Here is a 15,383-nt window from a genome sequence, read left to right on the forward strand (position 1 = left end):
TTGCTTCAATGTAAACATATTGTTTTATTGATTTAAAACAAATTAACTAATACAATATAATCACAACACATAATCCCATATAACAAACATATTTGAAACTGATTGATTACCGCAAATTACCGTAAATAACATTTATTAAATAAATAAAAAAGCCAAAATCATTCACGAGAATGATTTTGGCTTTCTAAATATGCTTAAAACGGTGTTGCCAAATTAATCGTAACGATTTAACACGATTTTACGTTTGTCATTATTACCCACAGCAACCACTTCTGTCGTAACGCCTTTTGCAGTAGAAGAAGCGCGATAGTTGGTTTCAACTCGTTGTAACAACCGCCCACAACGTTGCTGAAGATGATTATTAACAACATCCATACTGCATGTAGGGGAACTAATCCTGCCATTGATGGTTAATGTTGCAGTATCAGAAGAGAACGCGGGTGATGCTAGTCCATAAGCAAGAAAAAAAACTCCTGACAACCAATACTTATTCATTGAACGTTATCCCTGTAGTAAAGGTTATGCCGGGTAGATTGAGTGCATAACAAACTATAGCTGTACATCCGCTACACAGCCACGAGGGATGATAAAGAGACAGTGCTTGCACAATCAATCGCCTTTGTACAGTTTCGGACTAAGATCCACTGAATATTCGCGGCATTAAAAAAGGGGTTATTAAAGCTGCAAAAAAATTCACCGCATCAATTTAACATTGATGCGGTGAATGAAGAATAACCTAAAAGGTTAATACGCGTTATACGGCGCGAAAGGCAATCTCGCCAGGGATGACTTCGCCCTGCCAGTAGAGTTGGGCTGCAACACGGTCTGCCAGCTGGCGGTAGATAGCGGTAAATTCGCTCTCCGGACGGCTGATAACCGTTGGCGTGCCTTTATCAAGATCTTCGCGTAAGGAGATGTGTAAAGGCATCTGCCCCAGCAGTTGCGTGTGGTATTTCTCTGCCAGTTTCTCTGCGCCGCCAGTGCCGAAAATCGGCTCATGGTGACCACAGTTACTGCAAATATGCACACTCATGTTCTCGACAATACCGAGCACAGGAACTTCGACCTTTTCAAACATCACGATGCCTTTTTTGGCATCAATCAGCGCGATATCCTGCGGCGTTGTTACCACTACTGCACCGGTTACTGGAATGTTCTGCGCCAGCGTCAGCTGAATGTCACCAGTTCCTGGCGGCATGTCGAGCACCAGATAGTCGAGGTCTGGCCATAAGGTTTCTTGCAACATCTGCATTAGCGCCTTGCTGGCCATTGGACCACGCCATACCATCGCATTGTCGTCAGTGACCAGATAACCAATTGAATTGGTTGCCAGGCCATGAGACATAATCGGTGCCATATGGGTGCCGTCTGGTGACGTCGGACGCTGGTTTTCTGCGCCCAGCATGGTTGGGATTGATGGGCCGTAGATATCGGCGTCCAGAATGCCGACTTTCGCCCCTTCCGCCGCCAGTGCCAGCGCCAGGTTTACCGCAGTGGAGGATTTACCCACGCCGCCTTTGCCGGAACTGACCGCAATGATGTTCTTCACGCCGTTAATACCCGGCTGATTCTTCACTCGTTTCAGAGTGGCAATGTTATGCGACAGTTTCCAGTCGATAGCTTTCGCCCCAGTGATACGCAGCAATTCGGCGCTACATTGCTCTTTTAAATCTTCGAACGCACTATGCCAGACAAACGGCATAACCAGTTCCACATGCAACGTGTCGTCCATCCAGGCAACATGGTGCAACGCTTTTAGCGTAGTGAGGTTATGCTTGAGGGTTGGGTGCTGAAAATTGGCCAGTGTCCCGGCGACCATTGCGCGCAGGGCTTCTGGTGATTTGGCCTGGGATTGTTCGTTCATCCCGACTCCTTATTTATAAAGATAACTTATCGCTATTAGTTTACCTGAAGTTAACAGCTAAGTACTTACCTAATAATGCATCATAAGATGCTTGCACAGGACTTACGTAACCATGCCCCATTTGGTACTATCTAAGCCCTTTTCACTACAAAGAAGTAATGCCTACTATGACTCAAGTCGCGAAGAAAATTCTGGTAACGTGCGCACTGCCGTACGCCAACGGCTCAATCCACCTCGGCCATATGCTGGAGCACATCCAGGCTGATGTCTGGGTCCGTTACCAGCGAATGCGCGGCCACGAGGTCAACTTCATCTGCGCCGACGATGCCCACGGTACGCCAATCATGCTGAAAGCCCAGCAACTTGGTATCACACCGGAGCAGATGATTGGCGAAATGAGTCAGGAGCATCAGACTGATTTCGCAGGCTTTAACATTAGCTACGACAATTACCACTCTACGCACAGCGAAGAGAACCGTCAGCTGTCGGAGCTTATATACAGCCGCCTGAAAGAGAACGGTTTTATTAAAAACCGCACCATCTCTCAGTTGTACGATCCGGAAAAAGGCATGTTCCTGCCGGACCGTTTTGTGAAAGGCACCTGCCCGAAATGTAAAGCACCTGATCAATACGGCGATAACTGCGAAGTCTGCGGCGCAACATATAGCCCGACTGAATTGATCGAACCGAAATCGGTGGTTTCTGGCGCTACGCCGGTAATGCGTGATTCCGAACACTTCTTCTTTGATCTGCCTTCTTTCAGCGAAATGTTGCAGGCATGGACCCGCAGCGGCGCGTTGCAGGAGCAAGTGGCAAATAAAATGCAGGAGTGGTTTGAATCCGGCCTGCAACAGTGGGATATCTCCCGCGACGCGCCGTACTTCGGTTTTGAAATTCCGAACGCGCCGGGCAAATATTTCTACGTCTGGCTGGACGCGCCGATTGGCTATATGGGTTCATTCAAGAATCTGTGCGACAAGCGCGGCGACAGCGTAAGCTTCGACGAATACTGGAAGAAAGATTCCACCGCCGAGCTGTATCACTTCATCGGTAAAGATATTGTTTACTTCCACAGCCTGTTCTGGCCTGCCATGCTGGAAGGTAGCAACTTCCGCAAGCCGACCAACCTGTTTGTTCACGGCTATGTGACGGTGAACGGCGCGAAAATGTCCAAGTCTCGCGGCACCTTTATTAAAGCCAGCACCTGGCTGAATCATTTTGACGCCGACAGCCTGCGTTACTACTACACTGCAAAACTGTCTTCGCGCATTGATGATATCGATCTCAACCTGGAAGATTTCGTTCAGCGCGTGAATGCCGATATCGTTAACAAAGTGGTTAACCTGGCCTCCCGTAATGCGGGCTTTATCAACAAGCGTTTTGACGGTGTGCTGGCAAGCGAGCTGGCTGACCCTGAGCTGTACAAAACCTTTACCGATGCCGCTGAAGTGATTGGTGAAGCGTGGGAAAGCCGTGAATTTGGTAAAGCAGTGCGCGAAATCATGGCACTGGCTGACCTGGCTAACCGCTATGTCGATGAACAGGCTCCGTGGGTAGTCGCAAAACAGGAAGGTCGCGATGCTGACCTGCAGGCGATTTGCTCAATGGGCATCAACCTGTTCCGCGTGCTGATGACTTACCTGAAGCCGGTACTGCCGAAACTGACCGTGCGTGCAGAAGCATTCCTGAATACGGAACTGACCTGGGATGGTATCCAGCTACCGCTGCTGGGCCACAAAGTGAATCCGTTCAAGGCGCTGTATAACCGCATCGATATGAAACAGGTTGAAGCTCTGGTGGAAGCCTCTAAAGAAGAAGTGAAAGCCACTGCTGCACCAGTTACTGGCCCGCTGGCAGATGATCCGATTCAGGAAACCATCACCTTTGACGACTTCGCCAAAGTTGACCTGCGCGTGGCGCTGATTGAAAACGCAGAGTTTGTTGAAGGTTCTGACAAACTGCTGCGCCTGACGCTGGATCTCGGCGGCGAAAAACGTAATGTCTTCTCCGGCATTCGTTCTGCTTACCCGGATCCGCAGGCACTGATTGGTCGTCACACCATTATGGTGGCCAACCTGGCACCACGTAAAATGCGCTTTGGTATCTCTGAAGGCATGGTGATGGCTGCCGGTCCTGGCGGGAAAGATATCTTCCTGCTAAGCCCGGATGCTGGTGCTAAACCAGGCCATCAGGTGAAATAATCCCCCTTCAAGGCGCTGCATCGACAGCGCCTTTTCTTTATAAATTCCTAAAGTTGTTTTCTTGCGATTTTGTCTCTCTCTAACCCGCATAAATACTGGTAGCATCTGCATTCAACTGGATAAAATTACAGGGATGCAGAATGAGACACTTTATCTATCAGGACGAAAAATCACATAAATTTTGGGCGGTGGAGCAGCAAGGCAACGAGTTGCATATCAGTTGGGGCAAAGTCGGCACCAACGGGCAAAGCCAGGTAAAAAGTTTTGCTGATGCTGCTGCGGCGGCAAAAGCGGAACAGAAGCTGATCGCAGAGAAAACGAAAAAAGACTATGTGGAAGGCGATTCGGCAAACGTATATATCCCTCCAGTCACCAAAGCCACTCCTGAAGTTAAAACTCCCCCTGTGAGTCAAAATAAACGCCCATGGCTGGCTGATAATGCAGTCATTCCGGTCACTGACGATATTAATCGATTTGCTTTTCCTCATCGCCGCAGGCCAAGAGAAATTAATTATCCGCGCAATAAAGGAGAGATATGGAAGCGTATTGCAGATAACACCAATGCATATGATTTAAAACAATACTACAGTTCTTATCCGGAAAACTGGAAGCAGGCGTTTGCCGAATTACAGTTGCGAATCCGGGATAATCTACAGACAGGGAGTGCGCAGTCTGACGCAGCATTACTCTGGCACTTTAGGAACTCTTACTCTGCAGATGAACTGGTCGATGACTTAGTCATTCGCTGTGGTCTGGAAAGTGCCGTTGAAATTGCCCTTCTCGCTCTTCAACTAAAATATAAATCAGTAAAAGGCGTCGTCACGACCATTATTCCTCCAGCTCACGAAGCAGAATCACTACCGAACTGGCATCAACGTCTATGTCATCATCTTTCACTCGCTTCAGAAGATGAGTGGCAACGCTGTGTAGATAAAGTACTTGCGGCTATTCCCTCGCTCTCCCCCGCACGGCAACCTTTTGCGGCGTTACTGCTCCCTGAACGCCCGGATATCGCCAATGCTATGGCTCTACGCTATGCAGACCAAAACGTTCCGGCGATGACCTGGTTAAGACTGGTGGTAACCGATGACGCCGCTCTGACTACAGCAGAAAAATACGATTTCCCACCGTTATATCGTGATTTTCGCGCTTATCTGGCAATGTTGCTGGCAAATAATGGAATTCGCGGTGCAGGCCGTATACTTACTGAGTTTACGGAAGAGCATTCTGACAATCCCACTTATCTCTTCGAGCGCATCAGCGAGACTGAAGATCTTGTCAAATGGCTATGGAAAACGAATCACCCGGATGCGATTCAAATTCTGATCCTCGGTGTAATTGGCAAGAAAAAGCACCTGGAATACTTAAGCAAAGCCTGTCAGAAACATCCCGCTGCGGCTATTGCCGCTTATGCAACTTTGCTGGCTATACATGAAGATGCACAGTGGCGCAACGCACTTGTCAAACTGATTACCGCCACGCCAGAGTTAGTATGCGACGTCATTCCCTGGGTTAATGCTAAGGCGGCAGGCATCTTATCTGAATGTCGTCCGCAGCCAGTCGCTGAAGAATGTGAATATGCCACTGTGGATATGTTGCCGGAGTTATTTGTTTCGCCGCCCTGGATGACCAAAGAGAAAAAGAAAAATACGCCGGTGTTTGATCTTCCTGTGCTTCCAGTTCCTTCTGTTTCGGATATCACTCCAGAGATTGCCAAAAAACTAACCCGTACATACCTTGTCACCCGCTTCCAGCAAATAGCCCAACAGCAGGCAACAAAACAGACATTGTTTACCGACCTGCCGCCGATGGAAAAAGCAAGCTGGGAGACACACTTAGTCCCCCTCACACCAGAACAGCAAATTCTGTGGTGTCTTGGTTTTGACAAATGGCGGGAGAGCGGAGAAAAAATATACGAAAAAATTCCGGCGCCACAAAGTGCCGTTGATGCCCTGCTACGCTTCGATTTTCCAGCACTCAATGCTGAATTTGCGCAATACCATGACAATGCATATAAAAGCTGGAATCTCATTGCCCTCTGTTACCTGCCTGGTCAACAGGCCATTTCTTTTCTTAACCAGATAGTCAAAGAAGATAACTACTCTGGTGAGGAAAATATTCTGGCAATTTTTGGTCGCGCCGCCATACCTGCATTTATGACCTGTCTGCAACGTAATCCACGACGCCTGTGCTTCTTCACCTTCTTCCTCGGTGTCAGTGAACTGGCCTTACCGATGGCGCAACAGCTACAGAAAAAAATGTCTTATGAAGATGCGCGAAACTGGCTAACTGACTACCCGCGCCATGCTGCCGCCGGGCTACTTCCTGTGGCCTTGGGCAAAAAAGGAAAAGATCGTGATTGTGCCCGCCAGGCGCTCCGCCTGCTAGTGAAATTAAACCAGCGAGAAACGATTGAGGAAATCGCCCGGGGGTATAACCAACCTGATGTTTTAGCTGCGCTGGCAACATTATTTGATAGCGACCCACTGGAAGAATATCCCGCTAAAATCGCCCCACTGCCCGGCTTTTATCAGTTCACCTTATGGCGCAGACCACGGCTGAAAAGTAACAACCTGCCTCTGTCCGATGACGCTATGCGCCACCTCGGCATAATGCTGAGCTTTCCACGCGACATTACCCCCTACGCAGGGCTTGCGATCATCAAAGAAACCTTCACCCGCGAATCACTGGCTGAATTTGGCTGGGATCTGTATACCGCCTGGACAGAAGCTGGCGCACCCGCAAAAGAAAACTGGGCATTTACTTCGCTTGGGATTTTAGGCAATGACGACACCGCGCGTAAATTAACCCCACTCATCCGCGCATGGCCGGGTGAATCCCAGCATAAACGCGCGGTTTCCGGGCTGGATGTATTAGCTGATATTGGCAGCGATATTGCGCTGATGCTGCTTAATGGCATCGCGCGAAAAATTAAATTCGCCGCATTGCAGGAACATGCGAGTGACAAAATCAACATGGTCGCTGAAAACCGTGGGCTGACTATGGCTGAACTGGAAGACCGCCTGGCACCGGATTTAGGACTTGATAGCAGTGGCTCGCTGACACTGGATTTCGGCCCACGTCAATTTACCGTTGGTTTTGACGAAACCTTGAAACCCGTGGTTCGCGACGCAAACGACAAAGTCCTGAAAGATTTACCTAAACCAAACCAGAGCGATGATAAAACACTGGCAACTGACGCCGTTAACCTCTTTAAACAATTGAAGAAAGATGCGCGAGCCATAGCCAGCCAGCAGATTGATCGTCTGGAGCAGGCTATGTGCCAACGCAGACGCTGGACGGCAGAGCAGTTCCGCCTGTTTCTGGTGGAGCATCCGCTGGTACGTCACTTAACCCGACGGCTGTTATGGGGAGTATATACTGAGGAAAACACGCTGATTGCCTGCTTCCGGGTCGCAGAAGACAGCACTTACAGCGATGCGCAGGAAGAGCTATTCACGTTACCAGCAGGAAACATCGGTATTCCGCATGTGCTGGAAATATCTCCTGAATCCGCCGCTGCATTTGGGCAAATTTATACTGATTACGAACTACTTCCTCCGTTCCGCCAACTCGATCGTGGTTATTACCACCTTGCTGATAATGAACGTGATTCCCATGAATTGATACGCTGGCAAGGACGTCTTTGCCAGGCCGGGCGCATTGTCGGGCTGGAACGCCGAGGCTGGCAACGTCTGGAAGAAAGCGGCAGCGTTTACGCGATGCGCAAATCTACTCCTTATGGCGATCTCGAACTTGAAACAGAACCTTTTTCATTAATTTATGGCGAAACGGGGTATAGCGACCTGCTGCCTGTCGAAAGCGTAAAAATCACTGCCTCTTATGATCGCTACGGTAAACAATCCTCCCCCACTTTCTCCGTGCTCGACGACATCACCGCCAGCGAGCTGATTAACGACATCGAATCACTGTTTGATTAAAAGGATTTAGCAATGAAAACCTATATTTATCAGGACGAAAAATCACATAAATTCTGGGCGGTTGAGCAGCAAGACAACGAGCTGCATATCAGTTGGGGCAAAGTCGGCACCAACGGGCAAAGTCAGGTAAAAAGCTTTGCATATACTGCGGCGGCGGAAAAAGCGGAACTGAAGCTGGTTGCGGAGAAGGTGAAGAAGGGGTATGTGGAGCAAGTAGACTCAAACGCTAACTCACATGACGCCTCAGCAAAGAAAGTCCTCGTCACAGAGGAAAACGCCTCAATAAAGCATCAAATGGAAACTAACAGTTTACCCTGGCTGGCAGACAACGATCCCATTATTCTTCCCCCGAATATTGCCCGCTATGCACTCAGCCACCGCCTTTGGCCTGGGGAACCAGTAAAAAAACCGACCAAACCCGAGAAACAAAATTTAATTTCCCGGCTAGCAAATCGTACTTATCACTATTATAAAAATCTGACTTTCGATTACAGCTCATGCTCTGATGAATGGGCTGATGCGATTAGCCAGGCAATCAGCTTAATTAAGGCCCAAAAGACTGAGATACCCGCGCGTACTATGGCGGTACTAACTTTTCTGGAAATATGTTTTTGTCAGGGCTGGAATGATGAAACCTCATCCGAGTTGCTGGATGAAATTGTTAGCACCTTCGGTATCGAATACGCAACTGAAACTGTCATCTTCTGGTGGCAAATTGATTTCGATTTTGACTATAAAGATGAACATTTGACTTTCTTTATTAATTATGCAGATAGCAGCAAGGACAGTTATAGAAGGAATAACGACAAATTTAGTTTACGTCTGCGTAAACATTTATCACTAGCAGAAGAAGAAGTATGGCAAAATTGCATTGCAAAATTACTCGTTGCGTTACCAGATATATCACTCTATCGCCAACCGTTAATTGCCATTTTAATGCCAGAAATACCCGAAGTGGCCCATGAGATCGTACATCGTTTACACCAGGTCGCAGATGTTCCACAACTTGAAATGTTGAAACTGGTAGCGACAGATCCATTCACGCTCGAAATACTGGAGAACTATCAATACATTGATGTATTTAACACCTATGGTGCCAGTTGGTCAGCTACGGTATTACGGGAGCAAGGTATAGCGGCACTGGCTCGCCTGGCTCCCTATGCTGAAGAAGATAATTGCGGTGACGTACTGAAATGTATTAATCATCCGTTGGCCATTACGGCACTCATCGAAGCCGCCGATACTAATAAACGCTGTTATGAACGACTAATAAAAAGTGCCGAAAATTTTCCTTCTGCCACGATAGCGGCATTAGCCGAAGCATTGGTAAAAAAAGATGATAAACGCAAACATACATTGCTGGTTTCATTACTTAATGCAAATCCTTTATTGGTCGAAAAATTAGTCATCGGATTATCGTCGCAAGCGGCAAATTTATTGCAACAATGTCAGCAATTGCTGAATAGTCGCAATGAAGATTTTGCAAACTCAGAAATTCTACCAATGGTACTAGTCTCACCGCCCTGGGCAATTCAAAATAAAAATAACGACAGCGATCCTATGGGTAAATACCCAGCGAAAATTCCCCCTTTACCGTTGTTTTATCAACCTCCATTATGGACTCGCCCGAAACTCAAAAATAGCAGCAAGGTACTGCCAGATAGCGCCCTCCTCCACCTCGGCGAAATGCTCCGCTTCCCTCAGGAAGAGGTGCTGTATCCGGGATTATTGCAGGTGAAAGACGCTTGTACCGCCGACTCACTGGCTGAATTTGCCTGGGATCTGTTTACCGCCTGGCTGACTGCGGGAGCACCGTCGAAAGAGAGCTGGGCGTTCACTGCGTTAGGTGTTCTCGGCAACGATGACACCGCCCGCAAACTGACGCCATTAATACGCGCCTGGCCTGGTGAATCCCAGCATAAACGCGCCACCGTTGGGTTGGATATTCTCGCTGCTATCGGCAGCGATATCGCCCTGATGCAGCTTAACGGCATCGCCCAGAAACTGAAATTCAAAGCATTACAGGAGCGGGCAAAAGAAAAAATTGCCAACATTGCCGAGAGCCGCGAACTCACGGTGGCGGAGCTTGAAGATCGGTTAGCACCGGATCTCGGTCTGGATGATAACGGTTCGTTGCTGCTGGATTTCGGCCCACGCCAGTTCACCGTCAGCTTTGATGAAACCTTAAAACCGTTTGTGCGTGACGCTTCCGGCAGTCGTCTGAAAGACCTGCCCAAACCAAACAAAAGCGATGATGAATCACAGGCGAACGATGCTGTTAACCGCTACAAATTGCTGAAAAAAGATGCGCGTACCGTCGCCGCCCAGCAGGTAGCAAGGCTGGAATCCGCCATGTGCCTGCGTCGCCGCTGGTCACCGGAAAACTTTCAGCTCTTCCTGGTTGAGCATCCGCTGGTCCGCCACTTAACCCGCCGTCTGATTTGGGGCGTTTATAGCACCGAAAACCAGCTACTGGCTTGCTTTCGCGTAGCGGAAGATAACAGCTACAGCACCGCTGACGATGATCTTTTCACCCTGCCGGAAGGCGATATCTCTATTGGTATTCCTCACGTTCTGGAAATATCACCGACGGATGCTGCCGCCTTCGGGCAGCTTTTTGCCGACTACGAACTGTTACCACCGTTCCGCCAGCTTGATCGTAACAGTTACGCGCTGACAGAAGCCGAGCGCAATGCCAGCGAACTGACACGCTGGGCAGGCAGAAAATGCCCGAGTGGTCGGGTAATGGGGCTGGCAAATAAAGGCTGGATGCGTGGTGAACCGCAGGACGGTGGCTGGATCGGCTGGATGATCAAACCTCTGGGCCGCTGGTCGTTAATCATGGAAATCGATGAAGGCTTTGCAGTTGGTATGTCGCCAGCCGAACTTAGCGCCGAGCAACTCTTAAGCAAGCTGTGGCTATGGGAAGGCAAAGCAGAAAGCTATGGCTGGGGAAGTAATTCAACACAGGAAGCACAGTTCTTCGTGCTCGATGCCATCACCGCCAGCGAGTTGATTAACGATATTGAAGCTCTGTTTGAATAAGGAAAGAGCATGGACAAGGAATTACCGTGGCTGGCGGATAACGCCCAAGTGGAACTGAAATATAAAAAAGGCAAAACACCACTCAGCCATCGCAATTGGCCGGGCGAACCGGTGCCTGTTATCACTGAAAGCATCATTCAGACACTGGGTGATGAATTGCTACAAAAAGCTGAGAAGAAAAAAAACATTGTCTGGCGTTATGAAAATTTTTCACTGGAGTGGCAGTCCGCCATTACGCAGGCCATCAACTTGATCGGCGAACACAAACCCTCAGTCCCGGCCCGCACAATGGCGGCGCTAGCCTGTATCGCGCAAAAGGACAGCCAACAGTTGCTCGACGAAATCGTCCAACAAGAGGGGCTGGAATATGCGACTGAGGTGGTGATTGCACGCCAGTTTATTGCACGGTGTTATGAGAGTGATCCTCTGGTAGTCACATTGCAGTATCAGAACGAGGACTATGGCTATGGTTATCGCTCAGAAACCTATAACGAATTCGATCTCCGACTGCGTAAACACCTCTCTCTGGCAGAGGAAAGCTGCTGGCAGCGTTGCGCCGACAAACTCATTGCCGCACTGCCAAGAATAACCAAAGTTCGCCGCCCTTTTATTGCGCTGATCCTCCCCGAAAAACCAGAAATCGCCAATGAGTTGGTAAGCCTTGAATGCCCGCGGACTCATTATCATTCTAAGGAGTGGTTAAAAGTTGTTGCTACTGACCCCCAGGCGGTGAGAAAACTCGAACGCTACTGGAGCCAGGATATATTTAGCGATCGCGAAGCCAGCTACATGTCGCATGAAAACCACTTCGGCTACGCGGCCTGCGCTGCCCTTTTGCGCGAACAAGGACTGGCAGCCGTTCCGCGCCTGGCAATGTATGCCCATAAAGAAGATTGCGGCAGTCTGCTGGTACAAATTAACCATCCGCAAGTCATCCGCACTTTGCTGTTAGTTGCTGATAAAAACAAACCCAGCCTGCAACGTGTGGCTAAATACAGTAAAAACTTCCCCCATGCGACGCTCGCCGCACTGGCCGAACTGCTGGCATTAAAAGAACCACCTGCACGCCCTGGTTATCCAATCATCGAAGACAAAAAGCTGCCTGCACAGCAAAAAGTTCGAGATGAGTTCTGGCATACGCTGTTACAAACGCTGATGGCATCGCAGCCACAACTGGCAGAAGACGTCATACCGTGGTTAAGTATTCAAGCCCGGACAGTGCTGAATAGTTATTTATCGGCACCGCCCAAACCGGTTATTGATAGCACCGATAACAGCCAAATGCCTGAAATCCTCGTTTCACCACCGTGGCGTGGGCGGAAGAAAAAGACTTCCATACCTCACTTTTCGCTGCCTGATCTTACGCTTGCACCGCAAACGTACAGGTCGCTGAATAAACACTGGACGCCGGAACAGCAAACTGCAATTGACCATTTTAGCACCATGTCTTTTGACGAACGTCTTGCTAACAGAGGGGCGGATACCTTCTTGCGGGAATTAGGTTTTGACGTTCATAGCCTGGAATTTAATAAGCGTCTTCTTAATGGACAGTTGGATGCCTTTGATGCTCAGCAACTGCAAGAATACACATCAATAGGACTATTGCGTACTTATCACGCGCATCAGGCCAAATCTAAACAGTACCGGGAAGAAGCCACCAATGCATTACTGGCACAAGATAGCATTGCGTTGATGGGAGGGTGGCGAACTTTTCAGCACGGATTTTACTATGGTAATGAACAGCGTTGGGGGATTTGGAATCTGTACCTTATCGCGCAGATGCCGCGCGAAATGGCGGTATCGTGCTGGCAACAAATTGTCGAGGCTGATTTTCATTACATCGGGGTGGAATATCTGTTAAGTGTGCTGGGTACCGATGCTTTGCCAGGATTAAACACCGCCTTTGCCCGACATCCAAAAGAGATATTTCCACTGCTGATTCATTTTGGCGCAACAGAACTGGCGCTGCCTGTTGCCCGCATCTGGCACCGTTTTGCGGGCCAGCGTAATCTGGCTCGCCAGTGGATTTTACAATGGCCGGAACATACGGCTACTGCACTTATCCCTCTTGTCTTTACCAAACCCAGCGATAATAGTGAAGCCGCATTACTTGCCCTGCGTTTACTGTACGAACAGGGACATGGCGAATTGCTGCAAACTGTGGCAAACCGCTGGCAACGCGCTGATGTATGGCCTGCCCTGGAGCAATTACTTAAACAGAGTCCAATAGAGATTTACCCAGCACGCATTCCAAAAGCTCCTGATTTCTGGCATCCGACAATGTGGTCCAGGCCGCGCCTTATCACTAATAATCAGCCTGTTACCGATGACGCTCTGGAAATTATCGGCGAAATGCTGCGCTTTACCCAGGGTGGACGTTTTTATAGCGGGCTGGAACAACTGAAAACGTTCTGCCAACCGCAAACGCTGGCCACTTTTGCCTGGGATCTCTTCACCGCATGGCAACAAGCTGGCGCCCCCGCAAAAGACAACTGGGCATTTCTGGCGTTAAGTCTCTTTGGCGACGAAAGCACGGCACGGGATCTAACGACACAGATCCTCGCCTGGCCACAAGAAGGCAAATCTGCCCGTGCTGTCAGTGGTCTGAATATACTCACCCTGATGAATAATGATATGGCGCTGATACAGCTGCATCATATATCGCAACGGGCGAAATCCCGCCCCTTACGTGATAACGCGGCGGAATTACTTCAGGTGGTCGCAGAAAATCGCGGGCTAAGCCAGGAAGAGTTAGCGGACAGATTAGTCCCATCACTGGGCCTTGATGAGCCGCAGGCGTTGATTTTTGATTTTGGTCCACGGCAGTTTACCGTTCGCTTCGATGAAAACCTCAACCCGGTTATCTACGATCAACAAAACGTTCGCCAGAAAAGTGTTCCCCGGTTGCGCGCCGATGACGATCAACTGAAAGCGCCCGAGGCACTGGCCCGATTAAAAGGGCTAAAAAAAGATGCCACTCAGGTGAGCAAAAACCTGCTCCCGCGTCTTGAAACTGCCCTGCGCACCACCCGACGCTGGTCGCTGGCAGATTTTCATTCTCTCTTTGTTAATCATCCATTTACTCGCCTGGTTACCCAGCGACTGATATGGGGCGTTTATCTGGCAAATGAACCGCGACATTTACTCAACGCCTTTCGTGTGGCCGCAGAGGGGGAATTCTGCAATGCACAAGATGAGCCCATTGACCTGCCTGCGGACGCTCTGATTGGCATTGCCCACCCGTTAGAAATGACAGCAGAAATGCGCAGTGAATTTGCACAGCTTTTTGCCGATTACGAAATTATACCGCCACTTCGCCAGTTGACACGACGCACGGTGCTGCTCACGCCTGACGAGTCAACCAGTAACAGCCTGACTCGCTGGGAAGGTAAATCCGCTACCGTTGGGCAACTTATGGGAATGCGATACAAAGGCTGGGAGTCAGGCTATGAGGACGCATTTGTCTATGATTTGGGCGTGTACCGGCTGGTCCTTAAGTTTTCACCTGGTTTTAACCACTACAATGTTGATAGCAAAGCGCTAATGAGTTTCCGTTCTCTTCGAGTGTACCGTGACAATAAATCCGTCACTTTTGCCGAACTTGATGTGTTTGATTTGAGTGAGGCGTTAAGCGCACCCGACGTCATTTTCCATTAAAACACAGTGGGCAGTGATGCGACTGCCCGTTATCAACACGACTTACCACCGGGAAAAGCGATGATCGTGCAAAAAGAGCTGGTTGCTATTTACGATTATGAGGTCCCTGTACCTGAAGATCCGTTTTCCTTCAGACTTGAGATCCATAAGTGCTCTGAATTATTTACAGGTTCCGTCTATCGACTGGAGCGATTCCGGCTACGTCCAACATTTAATGATGCCGACCCGCTAATAAATGATGCATTGATTTATATAAGAGATGAGTGTATTGATGAGCGGAGATTACGAGGTGAATCACCTGAAATGGTAATAGCAATTTTTAATCGTGAACTACAGAATATATTCAACCAAGAAATAGAATAATATACTCTAAATAATTCAAGTAGCAGCACATGCAACTTGAACTATGGCAAGTAAAGCTTTATTAAAGGGGGAAACGGTATTCCCCCTTAAATGCGTTTCAATTTGCCCGTTACTTCAACAAATCAATCAACCGTAACAGAGCCACTAATAGCTCCAGTACTGCAATGAGCACGGTTAACTTTTGTGTCAGCGTGTCCATCCGCTCTCCTTATTAAGGAGCGCAACACCAGCACCTTACCCTTACACTGCCTGTCGATACTGGTTTACGTATGTTGGTACGAAACGTTGCTCTCCGGATCAGGGCACCGCCTG

6 protein-coding genes and 2 pseudogenes are annotated in these 15,383 nt (G+C 48.9%); 6 read left to right on the forward strand and 2 right to left on the reverse strand.

All coding sequences use genetic code 11. The features are described 5' to 3' along the window. Window positions 1–213: 213 nt before the first annotated feature. Complete coding sequence (locus tag D9741_RS14275; RefSeq protein WP_130217184.1) at window positions 214–495, reverse strand: DUF2574 family protein; 282 nt, start codon at window positions 493–495, stop codon at window positions 214–216. A gap of 259 nt (window positions 496–754) precedes the next feature. Beyond that, the gene (apbC, locus tag D9741_RS14280; RefSeq protein ID WP_130217182.1) at window positions 755–1,864 is read right to left on the reverse strand and encodes an iron-sulfur cluster carrier protein ApbC; all 1,110 of its coding nucleotides are present in this window, start codon (window positions 1,862–1,864) and stop codon (window positions 755–757) included. Between the two features lie 167 nt (window positions 1,865–2,031). Here apbC and metG point away from each other — a divergent pair, with 167 nt between their 5' ends. The 6 genes and pseudogenes from metG (at window position 2,032) to yehK (ending at window position 15,071) form a co-directional block, all read left to right on the forward strand. Further along, a complete protein-coding gene (metG, locus tag D9741_RS14285; RefSeq protein ID WP_130217180.1) occupies window positions 2,032–4,065 on the forward strand; it encodes a methionine--tRNA ligase in 2,034 nt (677 codons plus the stop codon). A gap of 140 nt (window positions 4,066–4,205) precedes the next feature. Continuing rightward, a pseudogene (locus tag D9741_RS23840) lies at window positions 4,206–4,397 on the forward strand (WGR domain-containing protein); the annotation flags it as partial. Window positions 4,398–6,929: 2,532 nt separating this feature from the next. Further along, a pseudogene (locus D9741_RS23845) lies at window positions 6,930–8,006 on the forward strand (DUF4132 domain-containing protein); the annotation flags it as partial. A gap of 12 nt (window positions 8,007–8,018) precedes the next feature. After that, window positions 8,019–11,051 (forward strand): WGR and DUF4132 domain-containing protein, encoded by a 3,033-nt coding sequence (locus tag D9741_RS14295; protein ID WP_130217176.1) that lies wholly within the window; start codon window positions 8,019–8,021, stop codon window positions 11,049–11,051. 9 nt (window positions 11,052–11,060) lie between these two features. Then, window positions 11,061–14,708, forward strand: coding sequence for a DUF4132 domain-containing protein (locus D9741_RS14300; protein WP_130217174.1), 3,648 nt, complete (start codon window positions 11,061–11,063; stop codon window positions 14,706–14,708). A gap of 60 nt (window positions 14,709–14,768) precedes the next feature. After that, complete coding sequence (yehK, locus tag D9741_RS14305; protein ID WP_130217172.1) at window positions 14,769–15,071, forward strand: protein YehK; 303 nt, start codon at window positions 14,769–14,771, stop codon at window positions 15,069–15,071. Window positions 15,072–15,383: the final 312 nt, after the last annotated feature.

Source organism: Escherichia sp. E14V7 (assembly GCF_004212225.1).
GTDB lineage: Bacteria > Pseudomonadota > Gammaproteobacteria > Enterobacterales > Enterobacteriaceae > Escherichia.